At 62.9% G+C, this 25,101-nt stretch carries 23 protein-coding genes; 11 read left to right on the forward strand and 12 right to left on the reverse strand.

The annotated features are described in order from the left end of the window. Positions 1–147: 147 nt before the first annotated feature. The gene (locus ACEW8Q_RS16555) at positions 148–1,044 is read right to left on the reverse strand and encodes a LysR substrate-binding domain-containing protein (RefSeq protein WP_373505160.1); all 897 of its coding nucleotides are present in this window, start codon (positions 1,042–1,044) and stop codon (positions 148–150) included. Positions 1,045–1,242: 198 nt separating this feature from the next. Between ACEW8Q_RS16555 and ACEW8Q_RS16560 the strand changes: the two genes are divergently transcribed. Genes ACEW8Q_RS16560 through ACEW8Q_RS16570 form a run of 3 tightly spaced genes read left to right on the forward strand, consistent with a single transcriptional unit; the run spans position 1,243 to position 4,160 of the window. Continuing rightward, positions 1,243–1,749, forward strand: a complete 507-nt coding sequence (locus ACEW8Q_RS16560) for a TRAP transporter small permease subunit (RefSeq protein WP_373505161.1) — start codon at positions 1,243–1,245, stop codon at positions 1,747–1,749. Then, on the forward strand, positions 1,749–3,071 hold the full coding sequence (locus tag ACEW8Q_RS16565; protein ID WP_373505162.1) for a TRAP transporter large permease subunit: 1,323 nt from the start codon (positions 1,749–1,751) through the stop codon (positions 3,069–3,071). Before ACEW8Q_RS16560 ends, ACEW8Q_RS16565 begins: the two co-directional genes overlap by 1 nt. A 51-nt stretch (positions 3,072–3,122) precedes the next feature. Further along, the gene (locus ACEW8Q_RS16570) at positions 3,123–4,160 is read left to right on the forward strand and encodes a TRAP transporter substrate-binding protein (RefSeq protein WP_373505163.1); all 1,038 of its coding nucleotides are present in this window, start codon (positions 3,123–3,125) and stop codon (positions 4,158–4,160) included. Between the two features lie 83 nt (positions 4,161–4,243). Here the strand turns inward: ACEW8Q_RS16570 and ACEW8Q_RS16575 are convergent, their stop codons facing one another. The 9 genes from ACEW8Q_RS16575 to ACEW8Q_RS16615 form a co-directional block, all read right to left on the reverse strand. Next, entirely contained in the window at positions 4,244–4,768 is a 525-nt protein-coding gene (locus ACEW8Q_RS16575) for a GNAT family N-acetyltransferase (protein ID WP_373505164.1), read from the reverse strand. 198 nt (positions 4,769–4,966) lie between these two features. Then, positions 4,967–6,103: a type III PLP-dependent enzyme gene (locus ACEW8Q_RS16580; protein ID WP_373505165.1), complete on the reverse strand. Its 1,137-nt coding sequence runs from the start codon at positions 6,101–6,103 to the stop codon at positions 4,967–4,969. Between the two features lie 337 nt (positions 6,104–6,440). Next, complete coding sequence (locus ACEW8Q_RS16585; protein ID WP_373505166.1) at positions 6,441–7,058, reverse strand: CDP-alcohol phosphatidyltransferase family protein; 618 nt, start codon at positions 7,056–7,058, stop codon at positions 6,441–6,443. Further along, on the reverse strand, positions 7,051–7,695 hold the full coding sequence (locus ACEW8Q_RS16590; RefSeq protein ID WP_373505167.1) for an ATP-binding cassette domain-containing protein: 645 nt from the start codon (positions 7,693–7,695) through the stop codon (positions 7,051–7,053). Before ACEW8Q_RS16590 ends, ACEW8Q_RS16585 begins: the two co-directional genes overlap by 8 nt. Next, positions 7,686–9,299, reverse strand: coding sequence for a hypothetical protein (locus ACEW8Q_RS16595; RefSeq protein WP_373505168.1), 1,614 nt, complete (start codon positions 9,297–9,299; stop codon positions 7,686–7,688). Before ACEW8Q_RS16595 ends, ACEW8Q_RS16590 begins: the two co-directional genes overlap by 10 nt. Continuing rightward, a complete protein-coding gene (locus ACEW8Q_RS16600) occupies positions 9,296–10,510 on the reverse strand; it encodes an ABC transporter substrate-binding protein (RefSeq protein ID WP_373505169.1) in 1,215 nt (404 codons plus the stop codon). Before ACEW8Q_RS16600 ends, ACEW8Q_RS16595 begins: the two co-directional genes overlap by 4 nt. A gap of 85 nt (positions 10,511–10,595) precedes the next feature. After that, positions 10,596–12,197, reverse strand: a complete 1,602-nt coding sequence (locus ACEW8Q_RS16605; protein WP_373505170.1) for a CRTAC1 family protein — start codon at positions 12,195–12,197, stop codon at positions 10,596–10,598. After that, complete coding sequence (locus tag ACEW8Q_RS16610; RefSeq protein WP_373505171.1) at positions 12,194–13,519, reverse strand: vanadium-dependent haloperoxidase; 1,326 nt, start codon at positions 13,517–13,519, stop codon at positions 12,194–12,196. The genes ACEW8Q_RS16605 and ACEW8Q_RS16610 overlap by 4 nt, the downstream gene beginning before the upstream one ends. 13 nt (positions 13,520–13,532) lie before the next feature. After that, positions 13,533–14,789 carry an ROK family protein gene (locus tag ACEW8Q_RS16615; protein WP_373505172.1) on the reverse strand — a complete coding sequence of 419 codons (1,257 nt, stop codon included), beginning with the start codon at positions 14,787–14,789 and terminating at the stop codon, positions 13,533–13,535. Between the two features lie 223 nt (positions 14,790–15,012). Between ACEW8Q_RS16615 and ACEW8Q_RS16620 the strand changes: the two genes are divergently transcribed. The 8 genes from ACEW8Q_RS16620 to ACEW8Q_RS16655 all read left to right on the forward strand — a co-directional run bounded on the left by ACEW8Q_RS16620 (position 15,013) and on the right by ACEW8Q_RS16655 (position 23,962). Then, complete coding sequence (locus tag ACEW8Q_RS16620; RefSeq protein WP_373505173.1) at positions 15,013–16,050, forward strand: substrate-binding domain-containing protein; 1,038 nt, start codon at positions 15,013–15,015, stop codon at positions 16,048–16,050. 122 nt (positions 16,051–16,172) lie between these two features. Next, entirely contained in the window at positions 16,173–17,579 is a 1,407-nt protein-coding gene (locus ACEW8Q_RS16625) for a sugar ABC transporter permease (RefSeq protein ID WP_373505174.1), read from the forward strand. 4 nt (positions 17,580–17,583) lie between these two features. After that, positions 17,584–18,372 carry an ATP-binding cassette domain-containing protein gene (locus tag ACEW8Q_RS16630; RefSeq protein WP_373505175.1) on the forward strand — a complete coding sequence of 263 codons (789 nt, stop codon included), beginning with the start codon at positions 17,584–17,586 and terminating at the stop codon, positions 18,370–18,372. Between the two features lie 3 nt (positions 18,373–18,375). Next, on the forward strand, positions 18,376–19,293 hold the full coding sequence (locus ACEW8Q_RS16635) for a sugar kinase (protein ID WP_373505176.1): 918 nt from the start codon (positions 18,376–18,378) through the stop codon (positions 19,291–19,293). A gap of 101 nt (positions 19,294–19,394) precedes the next feature. Further along, positions 19,395–19,925: a hemerythrin domain-containing protein gene (locus ACEW8Q_RS16640; RefSeq protein WP_373505177.1), complete on the forward strand. Its 531-nt coding sequence runs from the start codon at positions 19,395–19,397 to the stop codon at positions 19,923–19,925. Positions 19,926–20,025: 100 nt separating this feature from the next. Continuing rightward, positions 20,026–21,636 carry a flavin-containing monooxygenase gene (locus ACEW8Q_RS16645; protein ID WP_373505178.1) on the forward strand — a complete coding sequence of 537 codons (1,611 nt, stop codon included), beginning with the start codon at positions 20,026–20,028 and terminating at the stop codon, positions 21,634–21,636. After that, positions 21,633–22,406 carry an MBL fold metallo-hydrolase gene (locus tag ACEW8Q_RS16650; protein WP_373505179.1) on the forward strand — a complete coding sequence of 258 codons (774 nt, stop codon included), beginning with the start codon at positions 21,633–21,635 and terminating at the stop codon, positions 22,404–22,406. Before ACEW8Q_RS16645 ends, ACEW8Q_RS16650 begins: the two co-directional genes overlap by 4 nt. Continuing rightward, positions 22,403–23,962, forward strand: coding sequence for an SRPBCC family protein (locus ACEW8Q_RS16655; protein ID WP_373505180.1), 1,560 nt, complete (start codon positions 22,403–22,405; stop codon positions 23,960–23,962). Before ACEW8Q_RS16650 ends, ACEW8Q_RS16655 begins: the two co-directional genes overlap by 4 nt. Here the strand turns inward: ACEW8Q_RS16655 and betI are convergent. Further along, positions 23,946–24,545, reverse strand: a complete 600-nt coding sequence (gene betI / locus ACEW8Q_RS16660; RefSeq protein ID WP_373505181.1) for a transcriptional regulator BetI — start codon at positions 24,543–24,545, stop codon at positions 23,946–23,948. The two genes, ACEW8Q_RS16655 and betI, sit on opposite strands and share 17 nt — an antisense overlap. 38 nt (positions 24,546–24,583) lie before the next feature. Continuing rightward, positions 24,584–25,101 (reverse strand): zinc-binding dehydrogenase (locus tag ACEW8Q_RS16665; protein ID WP_373505182.1); only part of this gene is annotated, 518 nt, incomplete at its 5' end.

A 25,101-nucleotide genomic window follows, 5' to 3' on the forward strand; every position in this document is an offset into this window, starting at 1 on the left:
CGGCCGCCGCTGCGCCGCGTGGGAGAGGCGGCGGGGATTGCGGGAAGGGTATCGGTCATGGGGCGGGCTCCGTTTTGAGGCTCCATTTCAGCGCCTCTGTAAAAATTGTTTCAAGCGAAGACTTTGCATCCATCACATGAGATGAATTCAATCGATGTGGGCCAGCAGCCAATCCCGCAGCACTTCTGCTTCCCGTTTCAATGCCCGCCTCGCATTCCACGTCAGGTAGAAGGATTGCGGCGCCGATATTTCCGCCGGGCTCACCCGCACGAGCGCCTTCCGGGCCAGCAAGGGCTTCACGAGGCTGAGCCACCCCAGCGCCACGCCCTGTCCCGATTGCGCCGCCTGAAGTGCTATCACGTAGCTGTTGAACCGCCGCACGTTCAACCGGCGCTGCGGCGCTCCAGCCTCCCGCATGAAATCGGCCCAGGTCGTCCAGGTCCAGTCGACGCCTTCGACCGAGAGCAGTGGCAGGTCGGCAAGGTCCTTCAGCGACTTCATCTTGGTCCCGGCAAGGAACCCGGGAGAAGCCACCGGGACGATACTATCGCCGAACAACAATGCCGCTTCCTCATTGGGCCAGGTCCCGTCGCCATAGCGCACGCGCAAATCCACGTCGGCACGGTGCAGTTCCTGCGCCCGGTCCGAGATCATGTGGTCGATGACGATGTCCTGATGCGCCGTCCAGAAATCGCCGAGCCGTGGCATCAGCCAAAGCTGCGCGAAGGCCATGGTGGTTCCGATCGACACCGTCCGGGGGCTGCCCATCTGCCCCACCTGTTGCAGCGTGGCTGAAACCCTTTCGAAAGCGTCCTTCAGACTCTCCGCCACGGCGTGTCCCTCAGGTGTCAGCTCAAGCGCGCGGTGCAGTCTGAGAAAGAGCGGCCGGCCGATCTTTTCCTCAAGGCTCTTGACCTGCTTGGAGACGGCACCCGGCGTGACGTTCAGTTCCTGCGCGGCCCGCGTGAGGCTGGAATGCCGCGCCGCCGCCTCGAAGGCGGCCAGCGCATTCAACGACGGAAGGCTGTAGTGACGGCGAACCATGAAAAATCATATCGTGATCAGTCGATTGAAGAAAGCTCATTCGAATGCAGGCGCGTAGGCTCCTGCCTCAAATTCAATCCGTTTCAGCGAGTTGACCAACTGTGCAATTCGTTACACTATGCATCGGGGATACAAAGCTCGCATGGACGAGCGCCGGCGCTGTCGAACGGCGTCAGGCAAGAAGGGAACGTCGAAGGCATGCCGGACTGGATCAAGTCTTATGTGCGCTGGGTCGAGGCGATCAACTATCGCGTCGGCCGCTTCACCATGTATCTGCTCTTCGTGATCATGGGCGTGATGCTGTGGTCCATGGCCTCCAAGGTCACGCATCTTCCGGCGAACTGGACACTTGAGACGGCACAGTTCCTCTTCGTTGCCTATTATTTGCTGGGAGCACCTTACTCCATGCAACTCGACACCAACGTGCGCATGGACCTCCTGTACGGCCGTCTCAATCAGCGCACCCAGGTGATGTGGGACATCCTGACCATCTTCTTCCTGATCTTCTACATCGGCGTCATGCTCTATGGCGCCATCGACAGCACCGTCTATTCATTCTCCATCGGCGAGCGGAACCCGACCGCGTGGCGACCGCCGCTCTGGCCGGTCAAGCTCGTCACCTGCATCGCCTTCTCCCTGCTCTTGTTGCAGGCAGTTGCGCATTTCTTCCGTGATGTCGCAACCCTGCGCAAGGTGAGCATCTGATGTCTTATGATCTCATCGCGGGCTTGATGTTCTCGAGCCTGATGCTGATGATGCTGACGGGCCAGCGCGTCTTTGGAGCCATCGGGTTTGTCGCCGTCGTCGCGGCGCTCTGGCTCTGGGGCACGGGCGGCTCGGACCTGGGCTACTCCGCCGTCATGAAGCTGATGAAGTGGAATGCCCTGCTGACGTTGCCGATGTTCATCTTCATGGGCTACGTCATGTCGGAGTCGCGCCTGGCCTCCGACCTGTTCAAGATGTTCCATGTCTGGTTCGGGCCCTTGCCCGGCGGCCTGGCCATCGGCACCATTCTGCTCATGGTGCTGATTTCGGCCATGAACGGTCTTTCGGTTGCCGGCATGGCCATCGGTTCCACCATTGCACTTCCTCAGCTCGACAAGCACAAGTATGACCGGCGCATGATCTCGGGCGTCATCCAGGCGGGATCATCGCTCGGAATCCTCATTCCGCCATCGGTCGTGCTGGTGCTCTATGCGATGATCGCGCGTCAGCCGGTGGGGCATCTCTGGCTGGCCGGCATCCTGCCGGGATTGCTGATGGCCGTGATCTTCATCATCTATATCGCCGTTCGCTGCCGTCTCAATCCCGACCTCGGGCCGCCGATCACGAAGGAGGAAAGCGAGCAGATCAGCTGGGCGGAGAAAATATCGCTGCTCCGTGCCGGATTGCTGCCCGTCTTCATCTTTGCCGTCATTCTTGTGCCATTCATCATGGGTTGGGCCAGCCTGACGGAGGCTTCCGTGATCGGCGCACTGGCGACCGTGCTTGTGGCGGTGGCCAAGGGCCGCTTCACCTGGCGCGTATTCGAGGAGTCGACACGCCAGACGCTCGCCATCACCTGCATGTTCATGCTGATCATCCTCGCGGCACTGTCCTTCGGCGCGGTCTTCGACGGACTGGGCGCCGGCAAGGTGATCGAGGGAGTCTTCGTCGGCGAACTGCATCTGGAACCGTGGCAGATCCTCGTGCTGATGCAGCTGTCGTTCCTCGTCATGGGCATGTTCCTCGACGATACCGCCATGCTGGTCATCGTGGCGCCGCTCTATGTGACGCTTGTCGATCAGCTGGGCTACAGCCTCATCTGGTACGGCGTGCTATACACCATCACTTGCCAGATCGCCTACCTGACGCCACCCTTCGGCTACAACCTGTTCCTCATGCGCGCCATGGCGCCGAAGGACTATACCTTGCCGATGATCTACAGGTCGGTCGTGCCCTTCGTGCTGATGATGCTGGTCACCCTCATCATCGTCATGGTCTTCCCGCAGCTCGCATTGTGGCTTCCGGGACTCGTCTATTCATAATGACATCCCGGAAAACGGGAGGCAGTTTCAGAAACAACCAAGGAGAAGAAAATGACATCGAGACGCAACGTATTGGCAAAGGGCCTCGTGGCAGGAGCCGCATCGCTTGCTGCACCCGCCGTGCTCGCCCAGGCCGCACCGATCAAGTGGCGGCTTCAGACCTATGCCGGCCCGGCATTGGGTGCCGAGGTGATCAAGCCCTGCATCGATGCCTTCAACGAGATCGCCAAGGGCCAGATGGAAATCGAACTCTTCTACGGCGACCAGCTGGTGCCCACCGCGGAACTTTTCCGCGCCTTGCAGAAGGGTACCATTGACGCGGTGCAGTCCGACGACGATTCGATGGCGAGCCCCACCGAAGTAACGGTGTTCGGCGGCTACTTCCCGCTGGCGCTGCGTTACTCGCTCGATGTTCCGGCCCTCTTCAACAACTGGGGCCTGAACGAAATCTGGGGTGAGGAGTACGCAAAGGTTGGTGTCAAGCACATCTCGGCCGGGTCCTGGGATCCGTGCAACTTCGCCACCAAGAAGCCGGTCAACACTCTGGCCGATCTTCAGGGTCAGCGGATCTTCACCTTCCCGACTGCCGGCCGGTTCCTCAGCCGTTTCGGCGTGGTGCCGGTAACCGTGCCGTGGGAAGACGTGCAGGTGGCTCTGCAGACAGGCGAACTCGACGGCATCGCGTGGTCGGGCATCACCGAGGACTATACCTCGGGCTGGGCCGAAGTGACCGGCAACTTCCTCACCAATAACATCTCCGGCGCCTGGATCGGGCATTTCTTCGCCAACATGGAGAGCTGGAACAAGGTGCCGCCGCACCTGCAGCAGTTGATCCGCGTCTGCTTCGACAGCTCGCACTACTATCGCCAGCATTGGTACTGGAACGGCGAAGCCTACCTCCGCATCTTCAAGGACAAGATGAAGCTGACGACCATTCCCGATGCGGAGTGGGCGACGGTGCAGGTCGAGGCTGAGAAGTTCTGGGAAGAGATCGCAGCCGAGAGCGAGCTCAAGGCCAAGGTCGTCGGCATCATCAAGAAGTACAACGAGACCATGGTGAAGGCCGGCCCGCCCTACCGTTACGGCTGAGTCTCACACGTGATCAAATGAAAAGGGCGGCCCCAACGGCCGCCCTTTTCTGTTGCAGCATAGTGCTGCGGAAGCCGGCCCCCTCAGGCGGCTTCCTGCTGCGGGACTTCGCGGCGGCCGCAGCCGACGACAAGCCCTTTGGCGCCATCGAGCGCGCCGGGGATCAGCTCGAGCCCCAGGAAGCGGTTGCTGTCAACAGGTCCCGGCAGGTGAAGGTCCGCCACCGGGCCATGCGTGAAGCCGAACCGCGCATAATAGGGCGCATCGCCCACGAGGATGACGGCGGCATGGCCGCGCGAGCGCGCCTCGTTCAGCGCGCGCGTCATCAGGGCCGACCCAAGGCCCTTGCCCTGGCTCTTGCAATCGACCGCTAGCGGGCCAAGCATCAGGGCCGTGCCGCCGGAACCGGCGAGCACATCCCACAGGCGGATGGTGCCGATGAGCCTGCCCTTCGCATCGGTGGCGGAGAAGGCGAGACCTTCCGACGGAATGCGGCCGTCACGCAGACGCTCCGACGTCTTGCGGCGGCGCGACTTGCCGAAGGCACGGTCGAGCAGGCGCTCGCGTGCTCCGGTGTCAGTAGCAATTTCGGGACGGATGGTGACCATTGGGGCCTCCAGACAAACCAAAAGGGGGTGACGGAATATGTACCTTCTCCCGCGTGCGGGAGAAGGTGGCGCGAAGCGACGGATGAGGGCCGATGCGGCAGCATCGGTTGCGCCACCCGCGCTGAACGCGCGAGCCCTCATCCGGCCTGTCGGCCACCTTCTCCCAAGCGCAGCTTGGGAGAAGGAACGATGGCGGTCTCAGATGATGTAGGCCTTGAGCGGCGAGAACCCGTTGAAGGCGACGGCCGCGTAAGTCGTCGTGTAGGCGCCGGTGGCCTCGATCAGCACCTCGTCGCCGACGCTCAAGGTGAGCGGCAGGTCGTAAGGCACCTTCTCGTAGAGCACGTCGGCCGAGTCGCAGGTAGGGCCTGCAATCACGCAGGGGCCCTTCGCGTCGGCGTCACGTTCGGTGACGATCGGGTAGCGGATCGCCTCGTCCATCGTCTCGGCGAGACCGCCGAACTTGCCGATGTCGAGATAGACCCAGCGGTGGTTGTCGTTGGCGTGCTTCTTCGAGATCAGCACGACCTCCGCCTTCACCACGCCCGCATTGCCCACCATGCCGCGGCCCGGCTCGATGATCGTCTCGGGGATCGCGTTGCCGAAGTGCTTGGTCAGCGCCTCATGGATGGCGTTGGCATAGGCACCCGTGCCCGGCACCTGCTTGAGGTACTTCGTCGGGAAGCCGCCGCCGAGATTGACCATCTGCAGCGTGACGCCATGAGCCTGCATCGCATCGAAGATCGCCTTCGATTCGGCCAAGGCCGTGTCCCACGCCCCGAGCCGCGTCTGCTGCGAGCCGACGTGGAACGAGATGCCATAGGCTACGAGGCCTCGGGCGTGTGCGTTCATCAGCACGTCGACGGCCATCGAGGGCTCGCAGCCGAACTTGCGCGACAGCGGCCACTCGGCACCTGCACCATCGGTGAGGATGCGGCAGAACACCTTTGCACCAGGTGCTGCGCGCGCGACCTTCTCCACTTCCTCGTCCGAATCGACGGCGAAGAGGGATACGCCCAGCTGATGGGCGCGCGCGATGTCGCGCTCCTTCTTGATGGTGTTGCCGAACGAGATGCGCTCGGGCGTGGCACCGGCGGCAAGGGCCATCTCGATCTCCGGCACCGAAGCAGTGTCGAAGCACGAGCCCATGCCGGCCAGCAGCTTGAGCACTTCCGGAGCCGGGTTTGCCTTCACCGCATAGAAGATGCGGGTGTCGGGCATCGCGTGCTCGAAAGCGCGGTAATTGTCGGCGATGACGTCGAGGTCGACCACAAGGCAGGGGCCCTCGGGACGTGCGGTTCGCAGGAAGTCGAGAATGCGGGCGGTGGCTGCCATGGGGGTATCTCCCGAATCAAAAGCGAGGGTGAGCGTTGCCGAAGACAGTCTCGTGACGGCTGCCACGCGATGGAGACGTGGGCAGCCTGTCCGGCGACTGAATGTTCGCCTTGGCTTGATCGGGTGGGTCCCGGTCGCACGTGGGGCAAGGATAGTGGTGCCTCTCAGTAACCCCGGCCTTTGGAAGAGCCGGCAGAGACCAAAAAGCCCGCACCGTCGTTGCTTTGGGGAAATCCTTGAGGCACGTGCGATCTTGGGCGACCGCGATATGATGTATTCGTGTGTCGCAATCAAGAAGAAATGTGGGCGTGAGCGAAGTTTTTTGCATTAAAGCGCGTTAAGAATTCTTTCCGCTGAAGCTCCGCCAGCCTGCGACGAGCCGCGTCGCCGTGGTGACGGCGCAGAGACTGGCGTAGATATAGGCAATCGTCGCGAAATGAGCGGGCCAAAGGCACATGGCGAGGAAGCACGCGATGGTCTCCGCTCCCTCTGTAAGCCCGCCGAGATAGTAGAACGACTTCGATGGATAGGCCGTACTTTTCAGCCCGCGCTTCTCGGCGATGATTGCAAAGGCGAGAAAGCTCGTGCCGGTGCCAAGGAAGGCGGCGAGCAGCACGGCGGCTGCCAGCGCGTTCTGCTCCGGCGCATGGACCGCGAAGGCGAGCGGGATCGCGGCATAGAACAGAAAGTCGAGCCCGATGTCGAGGAAGGCGCCGCGGTCGGTGGTGCCGGAAAGCCGCGCCAGGGCGCCGTCGAACCCGTCAAGCATCCGGTTCGCCAGCAGCGGAATGAGCGCTGTCCAGGTGAAGCCCAGCGCGACCAGCACGGCGGCGGCCATCCCGAATCCGAAGCCTGCAAGCGTCGCCTGGTCGGCGGTGACACCGCGCGCGGAAAACCATTTGGCTGCGGCGTCGATCAGCGGCTTCAGGAGCTTGAGGGCGAAGCGATCAATCATCGCGCTCCATGCTGTCCTTCAGCAGCAGAACTCGCCCGCCTGCGGGGGCATCCGAACGGTCGTGCGTCACCATGAGGCAGGGGATTTGTTGGTCCCTCAGGTGATCGAAGGTGAAAGCTCTCAAGGCACCCCGAAGCTCCATGTCGAGCTTGTTGAAGGGCTCGTCCAGCAGCATGGCCTTCGGCTCCGCGACGAGCGCTCGCATCAGTGCCACGCGCGCGCGCTGCCCGCCGGACAGTGTGTGCGGTGGCCGCTCGGCCATGCCCTCTAGCCCGGCATCCGCCAGCGCTGCCTCCATGCGCGATATCCTGGATGCCCGCTCGCCGCGCGGCATGCCGAAGAGAAGGTTCTCCCCGACCGTGAGATGCGGGAACAGAAGATCGTCCTGGAACAAGCGGCCGACATGACGACGCTCGGGCGGGAGGCTGCCAAGTGACTGGCCGTCGAGCATGATATGGCCCCGCGCTGAGAAGGGGCCCGCGAGATCGCCGGCAATGAACGACAACAGCGTCGACTTGCCTGAGCCGCTCGCGCCCATCAGCGTCACGATCTCGCCCGAAGCAATATCGAGATCGAAGGCCTTGATGATGTCGCGGCCCTGCAAGCTGACGGATACGCCCCGGAGCGTCAGCGCCACCTTGGCCTCCCCAGCAGTCCGGCGGCGAGAAACACGATAAGTGGCGGGATGGCCAGAGCCAAAGCATAGGCCGCGGTGAGAGAGCGGTTGCCGCCGGAGGTGAGCGTCACGGCTTCCATCGGCAGCGTGCTGTAGCGCCCGGCGGCAGCAAGTTGTGCCGGCACGAATTGCACCATGCTCACGCCGAAGCCCACGGCAGCCGCTGTGAGGAGGGGTGCTTTCAGCATGGGCAGCTTGATACGCAGCACATTGCGCAAGGGCGTGGATGAGAGTGCGCGTGCTGCGGCCATGTAGCGGTTGTCGAAACCGCGCCATGGGCCTGCCAGCACGATGGCGACATAAGCCATCACCGGCGTGAAATGGGCGATGAAGAGCCCCGTGGGGGTGCCCACGAGTCCGAGTGTGAGGAACAGGCCATACTGTCCGCCGCCGATGACCAGTTGCGGAATGGCGAGTGAGAAAAGTGCCGGGACGAGCAGATAGCGGTCGCGCGATGGGTCTTGCGTTTCAAACCAGATGATTGCGACCAGCACGGCAACAACGGCCGTTGTGGCAGCGAGCGCCAGGCTTGTCCACAAGGGCGCTGGTGTCGCGAAAAGGCTGAGCCAGGCCTTGGTTCCTGTCACGGGTGGCCAGATCGCCGGGTAGGGCCAGCGTGGGGAAACCGAGAGCACGGCCAGAAGCAGTGTGACCACGCCGGACAACAGCACCACCCCGCCGCCAAGGATTGCCGCCACCCGCTTTGGGGCGGAGGCAAGGGAGGGGCCGGCGCTGAGCAGTGGACGCGCCAGCCTCGCCATGAATGTCTTCATCAGGCCCGATGCCGCAAGCATGAGGCCCAGCGCCAGCGACATGAAGAATGCGCCCGCGAGCCCCCTGAGATTGGTGGCCGTCTCGGCGTCGTTCAGATCGTTCCAGATGACTAAGGAGAGAGTGGGCGGCTGGGTGGGACCAAGTACCAGAGCCTTGTCCACGACCGTCGAGCCATAAACGAACACGATCACCAGCGGCCAGCGGAGATGGCTGAGGAGTTGCGGCTGAACGATGCGAAGCCAGGCCGAACCGGTGCCATGGCCGAGGCTGGCCGCCGCGCGGCATTGGCCATCGAGGTGAGCGGCCTGATCGCCGCGCGAGAGTGCACTCCAGCCGGTGACGAGCAGGAAGGGAATCTCCTTCAGCACAAGCGCGGCAATGAGGGCAAGACCCCAGGGGTCCTGAATGGTGCTCCATTGCGGTGGCTGCGTTCCGCCCACGGCGAGCCGCGCCAGCAGGCCGCTCGGCGCGACAAGAAAGGCGAACCCGATGGCGAAGGCGAGATGCGGCAACGCCAGCCCGGCGGCGGCCATCGGCTGAAGCGCATTCCACAGTCTTGTACGATAGAGTCCCGCCAGAATGATCAGCGTACAGAGCAAAGACAGTCCGGTTGCGGCTATCCCGGTGAACAGTGAAAGCCACAGCGCTGGCCAAAGCTGCGGATGCTCGAACAAGGCCCTCCAGGCGTCAGCATCGACCCCACGCACCACGCCGAGAACAAGGGCCGCCATCAAGGGCAGCCCCCAGAGCACGCCGAGCGGCAACGCGCCGGCAATGGTCTTCACCTTCATGCGCCGTAGCGTTCGAGCCAGGCAGCCTCGATCAGCGGCACCCAGCTGCCGTGCGGCTCGGGGATTGTCGGAGCAGGATCGAGCAAGGCGCCGGGCGTAGACGTAGTGTCGAACAGTGCCTGATCGGCAGGGGTGAGCTTGTCGAGATCGAGCACAGTCGGGTCGCCCCATATCTTGAGGTTTGCCTTGCGGCCCTGCGCCTTGGGTGACAGCAGGAAATTGGCGGTGACCTGTGCTGCGGCTTTCGCCCGCGCATTGATGGGGATGGCCAGGAAATGCGTGTTGCCGATGGTGCCAATGTCATGCTGCCAGGCGATGGTCGATTGCGGCAGCATTCCGTTGGCCACGAGATTGGCAGGCTCGTTGGGGTTGAAGGTGAGCGACAGAAGAAGTTCGTTGTCGGCCAGCATCTGGGTCATCTGCGCCTGTGTCGGTGGAAACTGCTTTCCTTCCCGCCACAGATGTTCGTGCAGCTTGTCGAGGAAGCCGAAGAGCGGTGCCGAAGCCTCTACAAATTCTTCCTTCGTGACGCTCACCGCCAGCATGCTGCGGTCCGTCATGGTCTCTGCCAGCACCTGCTTGAGGAAGGTAGTGCCGTGGAAATCCGGCGGTGCAGGATAGGTGATGGTGCCGGGATTGACTCTGGCCCGCTCCAAAAGCTCCATCATGGACAGTGGCGGCTCCTCGACATTGGCGAAATCGCCGAAAAAGGTAAGTTGCGCCATCCCCCAGGGGCTTTCGAGTCCTTCGGTGGCCTCCGCAAAGTCGACGCGCGTGGTCGGTTTGCCGTCGACATCGACAAGGGCAAAGTTCGGGAGGTCTTCCGCGAAGGGACCGAACAACAGGCGTTCCCGCTTCATGGTCCGGAAGTTCTCGCCATTGATCCAGATGAGGTCGGCGCTGCCGTCGGCCTTTCCCGCCGTCACCTCGTCTCGCACCCGCCGCACGGCCTCTGCCGTGTCACTGAGCTTCACATGTTCCAGCGTTATGCCGTGTTGCGCCTTGAGTTCGAGCCCTGCCCAAAAAATGTAGTCGTTGATCTGCGGTGATCCGGCCCACGCGTTGAAATAGACGGTCTGGCCCGAAGCCTCCTTCTCGATGGCACTCCAGCCCTCGTCGGCCTTCGCCATGCCGATGAAGGGCAGCGAGGCCGCAAGTCCAGTAAAGCCACGGCGGGACAGCTTCGGCGTCATGCAGGTATCTCCAGTCATGACCCGTCTCTTAAGCGGATTGCGCCCAAAAGAAAATCACGCCGCACCACAGGTCTTCAGTTTGCCGTGATGAGGGACTGAACGGCTACCGGGGAGTCCAGACCATGGGTTGCGGCTTGCCGCGCTCCAGAATGACGAACTGGCCGGATCGGACCTCGTAAGGGGCACTCCAGTCGCCGCCGGGCCATTTCACCCGCACCGCCGCTTTGTCGGCGTAGCCAAGCCCGGCGTGGATCCAGCCCGACTGTCCGGAAACATGGCCGCCGCCCGAGGTGATCTCCCGGCGCTGCACGCGGTCTCCCGCCTTCACTTCCACGAAAGCGCCAATAGCGTCGCGGTTCGGGCTGCCCTGTGTGAGCTTCAGCTCGATCCACTTGCCAGCACCAGCCGTGACGTTGCGCCAGACTTCCGCCTTCTCCCGGCGGTTCACCACGACGAGATCGATGAGGCCATCGAGATTGAAATCGGCGAGCGCCGCCCCTCGCGACACCGCCGTGCTGGCAACCCCCGCCTTGTCTGCCGCCTCTATGAATTTGCCGTCCGGTCCTTGAAGAAGAAGGTTGTTCGGGTCCTTCAAGGCAAAATCCGGCATGCGGTCGACGTTGCCCTTGGCGATGAACAGGTCCACGCGGCCATCGTTGTTCATGTCCTGAAAGCCCGTATGCCACGCGGTCGAGGGCTTGAGGTCGTCACCCATGAAGGGGCGGTGCGCGGTCACGCCCTTCGCATAGGCCACGTCCTTGTAGTCGGGCCGGGCGGGCGTGCCGCCTTTCGGCGGGCTGGACAGGGTCTGCAGCTTGTTGTCGGCCATGCTGGTCAGGAAATATTCCTGATAGCCGTCGCCATCGAGGTCATAGCCAGCAACGCCCATGCCCCAGATGCGAAGGTAGCGCCAGCCTTCGGCCTCGCCATAAAGCGAGGGCGGCGCGCCGGGCGGCACATGCCACATCTGCTCGCGGCCTCCCTCATAGTATTCGCGGTCATTCGACACCCGAAGGTCTGGTGTGCCGGAGCCGTTCCAGTCGGTAAACAGCATGGACAGCGGGCAGAAGCTTGGGGTTAGCGCCAGCGGCGGCGCAAAGGATGCCGGGTTCGCGGCAGGCCGGTGCAGCCAATTGTCGGTGCACGAGCCCCATGGTTCCATTTCCTCAGCCCGGTCGATGTAGTTGCCGATGGCCAGCGTGGGCCAGGATGAGCCCTTTTCCCATGTCGCCGCGAAAGCCGTGGACCAGCCGTCGCCCCCGTCGAAGCCCCAGGCCTCGTTAGCGCGGCTGAAGCGGCAATCGCCCTCGCCGCGCATCGCCACGTTCTCGCCCACCCGAAGCATCACGACATCCATCTTGCCGTCGCTGTCGATATCGAGCGGATAGGCTCCGGTGACCGCATCGAGTTCAAGACCACTTTTCGTTGGCTTGAACTTCAAGGCTCCGCCGCGCTGGCTTTCATTGATGTAGAAGTTGGCGGGCTTTTCACCGCCGGCCAGAAGCAGGTCCTCGAAGCCGTCGCCGTTGCAGTCGAAGACCGTGGCGCCGCCGCCCACCATGTATTGCCACTCGCCCGCATAGACGCTGCCGACTCCGGAGGTTGCCGTCTCGTTTGCGAATGACGGAACGAGCGTATCACTCGCTGCAAGCGCCGGGCCTGCAACGGCTACGGCCGAAAGCAAGGACAGCGCGGAACGCCTCACGTCATGCTCCGGGTGCGGAGCGCCACCGCATGCGAGCCGACGCAGCGCCCTTGCTCAAGCCCGCGCTCGATTGCCGCGCGGAAATGAATGCCGCCATAGAGCCGCGAGATTCCGGCCTCTTCCGCTGCCGCCCAGAAGCTCGGGAATGGCCGGGGTGCCAGACCTTCGCGCACATGGGTCGAATCGCTGAAGGCATGGTTCTCGCCGAACATGGCGGTCAGCACCGTGGCGGCCGCACCCGATTGCGTGCTGTGACCACTTGGATATTCAGGGAAGGGCGGCGTGATGAGCAGAGCCTCCCACTTGGGGTCGATCACCCGCTTGATGTAGGTGACGGGCCGCAACAGGTCGTATTCGAACTTGCTGTGCCAGCAGGCGATGAAGGCATCGGCCAATGTCACGCCCATCCGCGCGAGTGCCTCGGCGCTGCGGTCGGCGTCGGCCTTTTGTTCCTCGAGGACATCCAGCATGATCGTGACCCAGTGGCCTGGCGGCGTCGGCGACAGCATCGGGTCGTCGGACCAGAAACGCGCGATGATCTCTTGCTCTTCGGTGAGCGCGTTGACGGTCTCGTAGACCTCCAGCGCTTCTTTGTAGAATGCCGAAGACGGGTCTTTGCTGTAGGCGGGCGGCGGGTGCAGACCACAGGTTTTGCTATCGGGCATCGCAAAGCTGCGGTTGTTTCCCCACACGGGCAAGAGCGGTGCCTGCTGCTGCGCGATCAGGCTGGTCGGCACCCAATGCGCCGGACCCTTCGTCAGTTCGTAGTTCATCGGGAAGCCCATGTTCTCGACGCTGGCGCCGCCATCCGGCTGCGACCAGGAGAAGACGTGATCGGCCACGGCCCTTCCGTAAGCCTCGCTCCTAGCCGCGATGTCGGCCGCAATACCGGCAGCGGCCTCGTCGCGGCGTTTTGCTTCCACAGCATCCAGCACGCGCTGGCCGGTGGGGCCGGTATTGCCGAAGAAGGTTCTCACCCCCGAGGCCAGTGCTGCGTGCACCACCATGGCATCGCTGTAAGCCTCTCCCGGCAAACGCGGTGGCAAAGGATTGAGTCCATTGAGCTGACCCGCGAGCGAGATCAGCGTGTCCGAGCCTGAGGCCACCGCCTCGTAGGCGATGACACCGAGATAGGCGAACGAACGGCTGGCCACCGGCGGCGAGTAGGTGGGCGTGTGGCGCACCAGCTTCAGCACCAGCCTGTACCAGTTCCGCAGCATGGCTGCGGTGTCAGCTGTGGCGGGCGCCGATGACAGGGCAGGGCGTGCGGCCCAGCTCAGGGCCGCGGTTCCTCCGAATATGAGTGCAGCACGCCGGTTCATCTTGTCTCTCCGTTCAGGCTATCTTCTCAAGCACGGCATGGCGTCTGGCGGGCGGGCCATAGGCGAAGACCTCGCGGTCGACCTGGCGGAGCGCACCGTCAATCGTGCCCTTGATGATCATGTCGGTATGAATCGGCACGACCTCGATCTCGACATTGCGGCGGAGCTCGTCGACGACACCCTCCTCGATGGCGCGGTGGAGATGCGGCTCGATCAGGGCGATGGCCCGCGTGCCCGGTCCGGCAAGCACGATGCGCTGGAGGCTGAGAATTGCAATGAGCCGGGCCAGCCCATAGCCCAGTGCCTCCCCGGCCTTGGCATAGGCCTGTGTTGCATCGGCCTCGCCCCGGTGTGCCGCCTCCTCCAGCACCAGCATCCGGTCTTCCGGTATGGCAGTAAACGATGGAGGTTGAGTCTCGGCCTCGCCCGAGGCCCAGCGCAGAATGCTGTAGTCGGCCGCATAGGCTTCGACGCATCCCCGCCGCCCGCAACGGCACAGCGGCCCGCCGGGCAGATGGTTCATGTGGCCGAACTCGGCAGCGGCACCCGTGGGCCCATGATAGACCTTGCCATCGATGATGAGGCCCATGCCCACGCCATAGCCCATGAAGACCACGGCGGTCGTGCCGCTGTAGCGCGTGCGGTCCGTGCTGATCAGGCCCTCGGCGATCATGTTCGCATCATTGGCCAGCGTGCAGGCAATACCGAGCCTCGACTGGATCACGCCCGCCACAGCTATGTTCCGTGTACGGAAGGCCGGGCTCCAGACTACCGTGCCGGCCTGCGAGTCGGCCACGCCCTGGACGGCGATTCCGATGCGCGCAACCCTGCGGGATGACAGTCTCTGCCTTGCCAGAAGGGCCGCGATCTCGCTGGCGACGAATTGACCAAAATCGTCAGGGTCGGAATCATAAGTCGAGGTCCGCAACACGCGGCGCGACACAACTGCCCCACGGCTGTCGGCGAGCGCCAGTTCGACGCCGTCGATGGAGATCTTCACCGCCACGACATGGGCGGATTTCGGATTGATGTCGAGCTGGGTGAGAGGCCGGCCGCGCCGCATCGGAAGGGCGGGAGCGTGGTGGTCCTCGACCTCCTCGAGGATGCCGTCGGCGATGAGCTGGGAGGAAATCGACGTGATGGAGGCGGGAGACAGCCCGGTGTGACGGCCGAGTTCCACGCGGGCCATGGGACCGTTCAGGCGCAGCGCTGCCAGCAAAAGAAAACGGTTCTGCCGCCGCACCAGATCGCTGTCGGCTTTCTCTCCCATGTCACGCCCTTCGCGAGTGCAGCATTTATTTTGCACTGCACTATTTAGCTTTTCTTATTTTGTATATTGACTCACGCATGAGATTGCCGCAATCATTTTTTTGGACGCCGAAATAAAACAACAGACACGTCCATGGCCCAGGACCTCGCGCGCGCAGATGTAACCGATCTGGCTCAGGGAGGCGTCCCGCGGGGGCCAGAGTGGCTTTGAGGAGGACCCTAGAATGACTCGTAAGTTTCTGACCCTGGCGGCTGGCGCGCTGATGCTCGGCATGTCGTCCATGTCGGCGCTCGCCGCCGGCAAGACCATCGCCGTGTCGTGGAAGACCTTCCAGGAAGAGCGCTGGAAGACCGACGAAGCCGCGATCAAGGCCGTCGTCGAAGCAGCAGGCAACACCTATGTCTCGACCGACGCGCAGGGCTCCGCCCAGAAGCAGGCCGCAGACATCGAAGGCCTGATCTCGCAGAAGGTCGACGTGATCATGGTCGTCGCCTTCGACTCGGACGCCATCCTGCCGTCCTTCAAGGCCGCATCTGACGCGGGCGTGAAGATGCTCTCCTACGACGTGCTCGTGGAAGACCCGAACGCGCTCTACGTAACGTTCGACAACGTCGGCGTCGGCCGTCTCATCGCCCAGGAGATCCAGAAGGTGAAGCCCGAGGGCAACTATGCCTTCATCAAGGGCGACAAGGGCGATCCGAACGCCACCTTCCTGTTCCAGGGCATGATGGAAGTCCTGAAGGAAGCTCTGGATTCCGGCAAGGTCAAGAACGTCTGCGAAACCTTCACCGACGGCTGGAAGCCCGACGTGGCCCAGAAGAACATGGAACAGTGCCTGACCTCGACCGGTAACAAGGTCGATGCGGTTCTGGCCGAGAACGACGGCATGGCCTCTGGCGTTGTCGCGGCTCTCGAAGCCCAGGGCATGGCCGGCATTCCCGTCGGCGGACAGGACGGCGACCTCGCCGCCATCAACCGCGTCGCTCTTGGCACCCAGACCGTCTCGGTCTGGAAGAATGCCCGCGAGCTCGGCAAGGTTGCCGCTGAAGCAGCCAACGCCATCGCCGAAGGCACGGACGCCGCCACGCTTCCGGGCGTCGGCAAGTTCTCCGGCGGTGCGAAGGGCGTTGAAGTCAACGCCATCTTGCTGACCCCGACCCCCATCACCAAGGCCAATGTCAATGTCGCCATTGACGCCGGCCACATTACCAAGGACCAGGCTTGCGCCGGTGTCGCCGCTGGCGCCGTCCCGGGCTGCTAATCGTCTTGCGTGATCGCGCGATCTGAAACAGACTTGGCCGCGCCGCCCGGAAGGGTGGCGCGGTCTTGCATTAAGTAGAAGAGCCGTCCCGAGGCGGCCTCGATGGATTGGGGAGGCACCATATGTCCAAGCAGCAGACGTCCAGTGAAAGTCCTGCGCTCACCGATGACGGACCGGTCCGACGGTTCCTGAATGCGACCGAGATCGACACGCGCATGATCGGCATGATCGCCGCCCTGCTGCTGATCTGGTGCACCTTTGATATTGCCAGCGGCATTCTCCGCGGCAATTTCGGCGGCCTGCTCGGCGGCTCCTTCCTCACGCCCCGCAACCTCTGGAACCTGCTGAACCAGACGGCATCGATTGCCATCATGACCACCGGCATGGTGCTGATCATCGTGATGCGCCACATCGACCTGTCGGTCGGTTCGATGCTGAGTCTCGTTGCCGTCGCCGGAGCCGTGATCCAGGTCTATCAGCTCGCGCCAGTCCTCGGCGTTGGCCACCCGGCCATCTGGATCATCGCAATTGTCGCCATCCTCGCCCTCGGCACGGCCATCGGCGCCTTCAACGGCTACCTGACCGCCTATGCGCAGATCCCCGCCTTCATCGTGACGCTGGGCGGCCTGATTGCCTATAGCGGCGTCGCCTTCCTGCTGGCCAAGGGCGAGACGGTTGCGCCCATGGACAAGACCTTCAAGATACTCGGCGGCACGATCCCCGCATCATGGATCGGCCCCTTCTGGACCTGGACCCTGTCGATCATCGCCTGCGTCCTGATCGTTCTCGCGATCATCCACGGCCGGCGCCAGCGCATCAGGTTCAAGTTTCCGCTGCGCCCCATCTGGGCCGAGGCGACACTTGCCGCACTCGGCAGTGCCACGGTTCTGGGTGCGGCCTGGATCGTCAATGCCTATCCCTGGCCGCCGAAACTCGCCGAAAACTACGCCAAGGAAAATAACATCGCCATTCCGCCCGGCATCGAAGACCGCGCCGGTGACGCGATCTGCATGGCGGGCGACAAGGTCGTGCGCTGTATCGAAGGCTTGACCTTCGGAACAGGCTATGCGGCGCCCGTCCTCGTGGCCCTGGCCGTGGGAGCGGTCATGACATTCATCGCCGGCCGCACCCGCTTCGGGCGCTACGTCTATGCCTCCGGCGGCAATCCCGAAGCGGCCATTCTCGCCGGTATCAACACGAAGATGCTGACCGTGAAGGTCTTTGCGCTGATGGGTTTCCTCGTCGGCGTATCCGCCATCATCTCGTCGGCCCGCCTCGATGCCGCGACCAACGCGCTGGGCGGGTTGAACGAGCTCTACGTGATCGCTGCCGCCGTCATTGGCGGTACCTCGCTGGCGGGAGGCCTCGGCACCATCTACGGCGCCATCCTCGGCGCGCTGATGATGCAGTCGATCCAGTCCGGCATGGGCTTGCTGAACCTGCCGGCGGCCTTCCAGAACATCGTCGTCGGCAGTGTTCTCGTGATCGCGGTCTGGCTCGACCAGATCTACCGCCGCAACGTGAAGTGAGGAGATGACCATGGCCAATACCCCCCTCATCGAGATGCGCGACATCTCCATCGCATTCGGCGGCATCAAGGCCGTCGACCATGCCAGCATCGATCTTCACCCGGGCGAGGTCGTCGGCCTTCTTGGCCACAATGGCGCGGGCAAGTCGACGCTGATCAAAATCCTGTCCGGCGCCTACAGGCGCGATCACGGCAAGATCCTGATCGAGGGCAAGGAGGTCCAGATCAACAATCCGCGCGACGCCAAGGCGCTTGGCATCGAGACGATCTATCAGACGCTGGCGCTTGCCGACAACGTCGACGCCGCCGCGAACCTCTATCTCGGCCGCGAGTTGCGCACGCCCTTTGGCACGCTGGATGACGTGGCGATGGAAGCCGAGACGCGCAAGGTGATGCACCGGCTCAATCCCAACTTCCGCCGCTTCAAGGAGCCCGTGATCAAGCTGTCGGGCGGCCAGCGCCAATCGGTCGCCATCGCGCGCGCCATCCACTTCAATGCCCGTATCCTGATCATGGACGAGCCGACGGCGGCCCTTGGCCCGCAGGAAACCGCGCAGGTGGGCGAGCTCATCAAGCAACTCAAGGCGGAAGGCATCGGCATCTTCCTGATCAGCCACGATCTGCACGACGTTTTCGATCTGGCCGACAGGCTGGTTGTGATGAAGAACGGCAAGGTGGTGGGAACAGCATACACCAGCGATGTTGACCATGATGAAGTGCTCGGCATGATCATCGCTGGCAAGTGTCCGCCCGGAGCCATTCCCGGACCGGGCGCCCTCCAGAGTGCCGCTTGAGCCGTGGCGCGGTTTGATGTCGTCGCCATCGGTGAGCCGCTCTACGAACTGAACCAGCAGCCCGATGGCCGCTACCTTGCGGGCTTCGGCGGCGACACGTTGAACGTGGCAATCGCCGCCTCGCGGCTCGGCGCAAGATCAGCTTATCTGACGCGGCTCGGCGGCGACTATTTCGCCGATGAGCTGCGCGGCCTGATGCTCCGTGAACGGATCAATGTGTCGGGCATCGCCACCGATATGGACGCGCCGACCGGGCTTTATTTCGTGACCCATGGACCCGGTGGCCATGTCTTCACCTATCGCCGCAAGGGTTCGGCTGCGAGCCTCATGACGCCGGGCGATGTCGACGCTTCACTCATAAGCTCTGCCCGCTTTTTGCACGCTTCCGGCATAAGCCAGGCCATCAGCGAGTCCGCCGCCGCTTCGATAACGGCGGCAATCGGCATCGCACGCGCGGCCGGAGTGAAAGTCTCCTACGACACGAATTTCCGGCCGCGCCTGTGGACGGCGGAGCAGGCTTGGCCCGTCATCCGCGCCGCCGCTGCCCAGGCCGACATTCTGAAGACCTCTGCCGAAGACAGTGCCGCGCTCTTCGGCCTGTCCGACCCGCGCGCCATCGCCCGGCACTTCCTCGGGATCGGCGCGAAAGCTGTTGTCGTCACGCTGGGCCGTGACGGCGTGTTGCTGGCGTCGGCGGAACGGACCGAGAGCGTTCCGGGCCATGCAGTTGAAGCCGTGGATGCGACAGGCGCGGGAGACGCCTTCACCGGCGCACTTCTCGCCGAGTTGGCGCGCGGGCGCACGCTGGGCGAGGCAGCCCGTTTCGCCAATGCGGCCGCTGCGCTTTCGACCTTGGGATATGGCGCCATCGCTCCATTGCCCGCGCGTGAGGCGGTCAATGTCTTCATGGCCAAAGGTTAGCCGCGCCGGACGATCGCGGCTGCGGAAGTTTTGATCCAGATCAATGTCTGGTTGGGGTGTTCCGCTGAGAATGCCGAATGCTTTTAGGAAAATGCTCCGCCATGACCGCTTCCGCTTCCGGGGAGAGATCGAGTTTCGCGCGCAATCCACTGGATCTGATCGCTCATGCGCACGCTCACCAGATGCAGATGTGTGACGCGATGGAACGGATTGCAGACGGATTGCCGGACGAGATAGACCGCAGGCTTTGCGCCCAGGTTGCATCATGCCTGCTGTTCGATTTGCCGCTCCATCACCACGATGAGGAAACTGCATTGTTTCCGCTGTTGCGGCAGCGGTCTCTGGCGGAGGATGGACTGTCCGAAATCCTCGACCGGCTTGCCTCAGAACATTCCGCGGACACCGATTTTGCCTCGGAGATCGCGGAGGCGCTGGACGTCCTCGGCCAGGGAGGCAGGTCCGCGAACCCGGACATGCTGGGCTACATGCTGCGCGGCTTCTTCGAGCGCTACCGCCGCCATGTGCATTGGGAAAACACTCTTGTGATGCCCTTGGCGCGCCTCCGCCTGACGCCCGATGACCTTGAGGGACTTGCCGCCATGATGGACCAACACCGCCGCCAGGCAGATTGAGACATTTCTTCCGCTGTCCCTTGTGCGGAAGAAAATTGGATGGTTGTCTAACGGTTCCTGAAGCAGCCGCGCCTCCAATCGGCGCCGGAAAAGGAACCGCATGATCGAACCCGATATCCTGATCGTCGGCGCCGGCTTTGCCGGGCTCTACATGCTGCACAGCGCCCGCAAGCTGGGTCTTTCCGCGCGCGTCATCGAGGCCGGGCAGGATGTGGGCGGCACCTGGTACTGGAACCGCTATCCGGGTGCGCGCTGCGACGTGGAAAGCTTCAGCTATTCCTATTCTTTCTCTGAAGAACTCCAGCAGGATTGGACATGGAGCCACCGCTACGCCACCCAGCCCGAGATCCTCAGCTATGCGCGGCATGTGGCCGACCGCTTCGATCTGCGGAAGGATATCTCCTTCGGGATGCGCGTGACCTCCGCCACATGGAACGAGGAGAGGCTCCGCTGGCAGGTTGAAACCGACAAGGGCCAATCCTTCGCGGCGCGCTTTCTCGTGATGGCCACCGGCTGCCTCTCCGTGCCCAAGGTGCCTGACCTTCCTCACCTTGAAGATTTCAGGGGCCAGGTGCTGCACACCGCGAAATGGCCGGAACAAGGTGTCGACTTCACCGGGCGCAAGGTGGGGCTCGTTGGCACCGGGTCATCCGCCATCCAGTCCATTCCAATCATTGCGAGGGAGGCCGGCCATCTCACCGTGTTCCAGCGCACCGCCAACTTCTCCGTCCCGGCCTGGAACGCACCGGTATCACCTGCCCAGGACCGCGACGTGAAGCAGAACTACAAGGCACTCCGGGCAAAGGGGCGGGCGACCCATGCGGGCGACATTGCCGATGAAGGCTATGTGGCCATTCTCGGCCTTGATGAGAAGGCCCGCGAGGCAGCCTTCGAGACATGCTGGGCCCAGGGTGGCTTCAGTTTCCAATATGCGTACAGTGACCTCATGGTGTCCGAGGAGGCCAACCGGCTCGCGGCGGATTTCGTCCGCCGCAAGATCCGGGAGACCGTGCGGGATCCGAAGACGGCCGAGCGTCTTTGCCCCAGGGACCATCCGCTCGGCAGCAAGCGCTTGTGTGTCGACACGGATTATTATGAGACCTACAACCGGCCCAACGTGTCGCTCGTCGACTTGCGCGATGAGCCCATCGAGCGCTTCACCCCAGGCGGTCTGAAGACGTCAGCCGGCCAGCATGATTTCGACACGCTTGTTCTGGCGACCGGCTTCGATGCGATGACCGGCGCGCTGACGGCCTTCGACATCCGTGGCGCGAATGGGATGCAATTGAGAGACGCGTGGGCTGGGGGCCCCGCCGCATATCTCGGCATTGCCGTGGCGGGCTTCCCGAATTTCTTTGTCATCACCGGGCCCGGCAGCCCCTCGGTTCTCGCCAGCGTGCTGCTGGCGATCGAGCAGCATGTGGAGTGGTTGAGCGGTCTTCTCAATCATGCGCAGACAAATGGAATCATGCGGATCGAGGCCGATCGCGCCGCCCAGGCCGGTTGGACGAAGAGGGTGGCGAAGGGTGCGGAGAAGACGCTCTTTACCAAGGGCAATTCCTGGTATCTCGGCTCCAACGTGCCGGGCAAGCCGCGCGTCTTCATGCCCTTCGCCGACGGTTTCTGCGTCTACGAGAAGATCTGCAACGACATCGCGGCTGAGGGATACAGCGGCTTTCATCTGGCAAGGGACCTGGAGATTGCGCGATGACACGAAGGCTTGCCGTCGCCGACAAGTGGTATGAGGTCCACGACATCGGTGGTGGCGTGAGCCGCATCCTGGAAACGCATGTGGCATCCTGGATGCGCTGTAACATGTGGCTCGTCCAGGGCCGCAGCCACGACATCCTGATCGACTCTGGCCTGGGGTTGCGGCCTCTGAAGAGCGAGATCGCAGCGCTGCGCGAGCGGCCTGTCACCTCAATCTCCACCCACTGTCATTTCGACCACATCGGCTGCACGCATGAATTCCCCGATCGCCTCGGCCATCGCAGCGAGGCGGACATTCATGCCAACCCCGATGCCGACCGGACCTGTGCGCGAGCCTGGCTGGGTGCCGAACTGCTCACAGCACTTCCCCATGAAGGCTATGACATGCTCAACTACAGCATCACCCCGGCCCCTCTGACCGGGTATCTCGACGAGGGCGATGTCGTCGATCTGGGCGACCGGCATTTCAATGTGTTTCACCTGCCCGGTCATTCACCGGGCTCGATCGCGCTCTACGAGGCGAAGACCCGCACGCTGTTTTCGGGCGACGTGATCTATGACGGGCCCCTCATCGACAATGCCTGGCATTCTGATGCCGATGCCTTCCGGGAATCGATGGCGAGGCTTCGCGAACTTCCCGTCGATGTGGTCCATGCAGGTCACGAACCCTCCTTCGGGCGCGAGCGCCTGCATGAATTGATCGGCGAGTTCATGACGGGCGGGCTCAGGCTTCCGCCCGTGTCGCAGTGGCTGGCGGAGCAAAGTGGATGAGAGTTCATCACCACATGGTCCATGTGCGCAATCTGGAGCGGGCCATAAGCTTTTATGGATCGGCGCTGCGCCTGACGCTGGCCGACCGGCATCGCTACGACGGCACCGAACTCGTATACCTGCGGGGAAACGGCGGGTTCGAGATCGAACTGGTCCGTCCCGTGAACTGGTTCTTCGATGAAGCGCCCGAAGCCGGGCGGAGCCATATCGCGTTCACCGTCGACAATCTCGAAGGCGAGCATGCGCGGCTTGCAGCACTCGGCGTCAGGCCGGGCCGCATCGAGGACTATGTCGCGGAAGGCCGCCTGCAGACGCGCTATTTCTACGTCCACGACCCCGAGGGAAACGAAATCGAATTCCTCGAACCGCGCGGCCGCTATGCGAGAGATGGAGACGATGCAATGAGCAACAGGCTGATCGATCCCGCAGGGCCGGGCTTCACGCCGGATGCCGCCAACAGCTGCACGCCCGAGGCTGCATTCTATTTTGACGAGAGCCTTTACAGGGCCGAGCTGAAATCCATCTTCTCGAAGAACTGGCTCTACCTCTGCCACGCCTCCGAACTGCCCGAGGCGGGTGACTATGTCACCGGCGATATCGCGGAGCAGTCGGTCTATGTCATCCGCGAGCGCGATGGTTCCATCCTGGGCTTCTTCAATGTCTGCCAGCACCGCGCCCACCAGCTGTTGAAGGGCAGCGGAAACGTCAGGAACGCCATCCGCTGCCCCTATCATTCATGGACCTATGAACTGGACGGCGCATTGCGTGGCGCGCCCAAATGCGAGGAGGTCTCGGGTTTCGACCGTTCGTCTGTCCGGCTTCAACCCGTCGGTGTCGACATCATCGGAGGCTTCGTGTTCGTCAACCTCGATGCCGGGGCAGAACCTCTGCACAAGTCCGATCCGCATTTCGTTGAAAAACTGCTCGCCATGTGCCCGGAAGCCGAGAAGCTGCGTTTCGTGAAGAGGCAGGACTTCGACATCAAGGCGAACTGGAAGGTTGTGGCCGAGAACTTCCTCGAGAACTATCACAGCTTCTATTCCGGCCCGGCCCACAAGCAGCTTTCAGATGTGATCGACCAGGAGACCTACCGCTGGTCCATCGAAGGCAAGGTAATCGAATTCCTCGGCCGGGGCGGCACGGCGGACAAGCTTCCCTATGAGCTTGTGGAAGGCCGCCGCTTCACCGGGCGCAATGATGGTTTCCAGATCGTGTTCCTGTGGCCCTGCATGGCCTTCATCATCGTGCCCGGCGCCAGCATGCTGCTGGTCTTCCTGATGAACCCGAATGGACCTGAGGCAACCTCCGAGCCGCTTCTCTATTTCGGCCTCGATGGGGAGATGGACAAGGGCACGGAATCGGCCGTCGACTGGTTCAACAATATTCTGGGACCCGAAGACGTCGAACTCGTCGAAAGCGTCCAGCGGGGGCTTCACTCGATGGGCTACCGGCGCGGCCGGCTGATGGTCGATCCCGCGATGAAGGAAGCATGGAGCGAACACTTCCTGCACCACTTCAACGAACTGAACATCAAGGCCGTCACGAGCGCGCGGTAGCGGTTTTCAATCTCTCGTCGACGAAGGCCTCGATGTGGCGGATGGCGCCCATTGCATCCATCTGGTCATTGGACTTGGCATGGCGCAGCCACAATCCATCGATCAGGGTGGCGATCGACAGCGTGATGCTGCGGGCATCCTCCTCGCCCGCGAGCTGCTTGAGGGCGTGGCCCAGATTCCGGGCCAGCCTGCTGTCCACCGCATTCTGCAGGCGTTCGAATTCGGCATGTTCGCCGATCATGGCGTAGTAGCTCACCCAAGCGCGGGCGATCTCCCGCGTGAAAAGGTCTTTTGGGAAGTTCGCGGCGATGACGGCGCTGACGCGTTCACGCGGGGTCCGCGCCAGCTTCAACCGGCGCACGGCGTCCTGCATGATCAGGAAATTGGCCTTGCGCACGACCGCGCTGAGAAGCTCGTCCTTCGACTTGAAATAATAGTTCACGATGCCATGCGACATGCCCGCCCGTTCGCCGATGCGGGCCATGGTCATGCCCTTCATGCCATGGTCGAGAAACGTGAGATACGCAGCCTCCACAAGATCGCGGCGGCGGATCTTCTCGATGCTGGTCCGGACAACTTTCATGGGATTCAGCTATCCAATTGAAGAATCCTGCACAAGACTCAATTCATACGCAAGGTCACTTTTCCCATTGCTGCCCCGCTCTCCAGGAATGCGTGCGCCGAGGCCGCGTCCCCAAGGTCGAAACTTTCGGTCAGCCTGATGCTCAATTTCTGCGCAGCAACGAGGTCGAGCATCTTGCCAATGATGGCCGCCTGTTCGCGCAGCCGGGTTTCGAGCCCCTTCCACATGGGAGTCAACATCATCACGTTGTGGATCGTGAGATTCAGGCTGTAGGCATTGAGATCGGCATCATCGGGCGGCACACCCATCAGCGTCACAACCCGCCCATAGGGCGCCATCGCGCGGAACGTCTTCTGGAGCACGTCAGCTCCGGCATTGTCGAAGGCGACGTTGAGGCCACCCGACCAATGCAACACCTCCTCGGCAAAATCGGTTTCGCGATAATTGATGGCCTCCTCGGCCCCGAGCGCGAGAACGATGCGGGCCTTCTCCGGCGAACTGACGGTCGCCGCCACTCGCGCGCCCGCGAGGGCCGCAAGCTGGACCGCCACATGGC

The organism is Aestuariivirga sp. (assembly GCF_041738905.1).
In the GTDB taxonomy this organism is placed as follows: domain Bacteria; phylum Pseudomonadota; class Alphaproteobacteria; order Rhizobiales; family Aestuariivirgaceae; genus Aestuariivirga.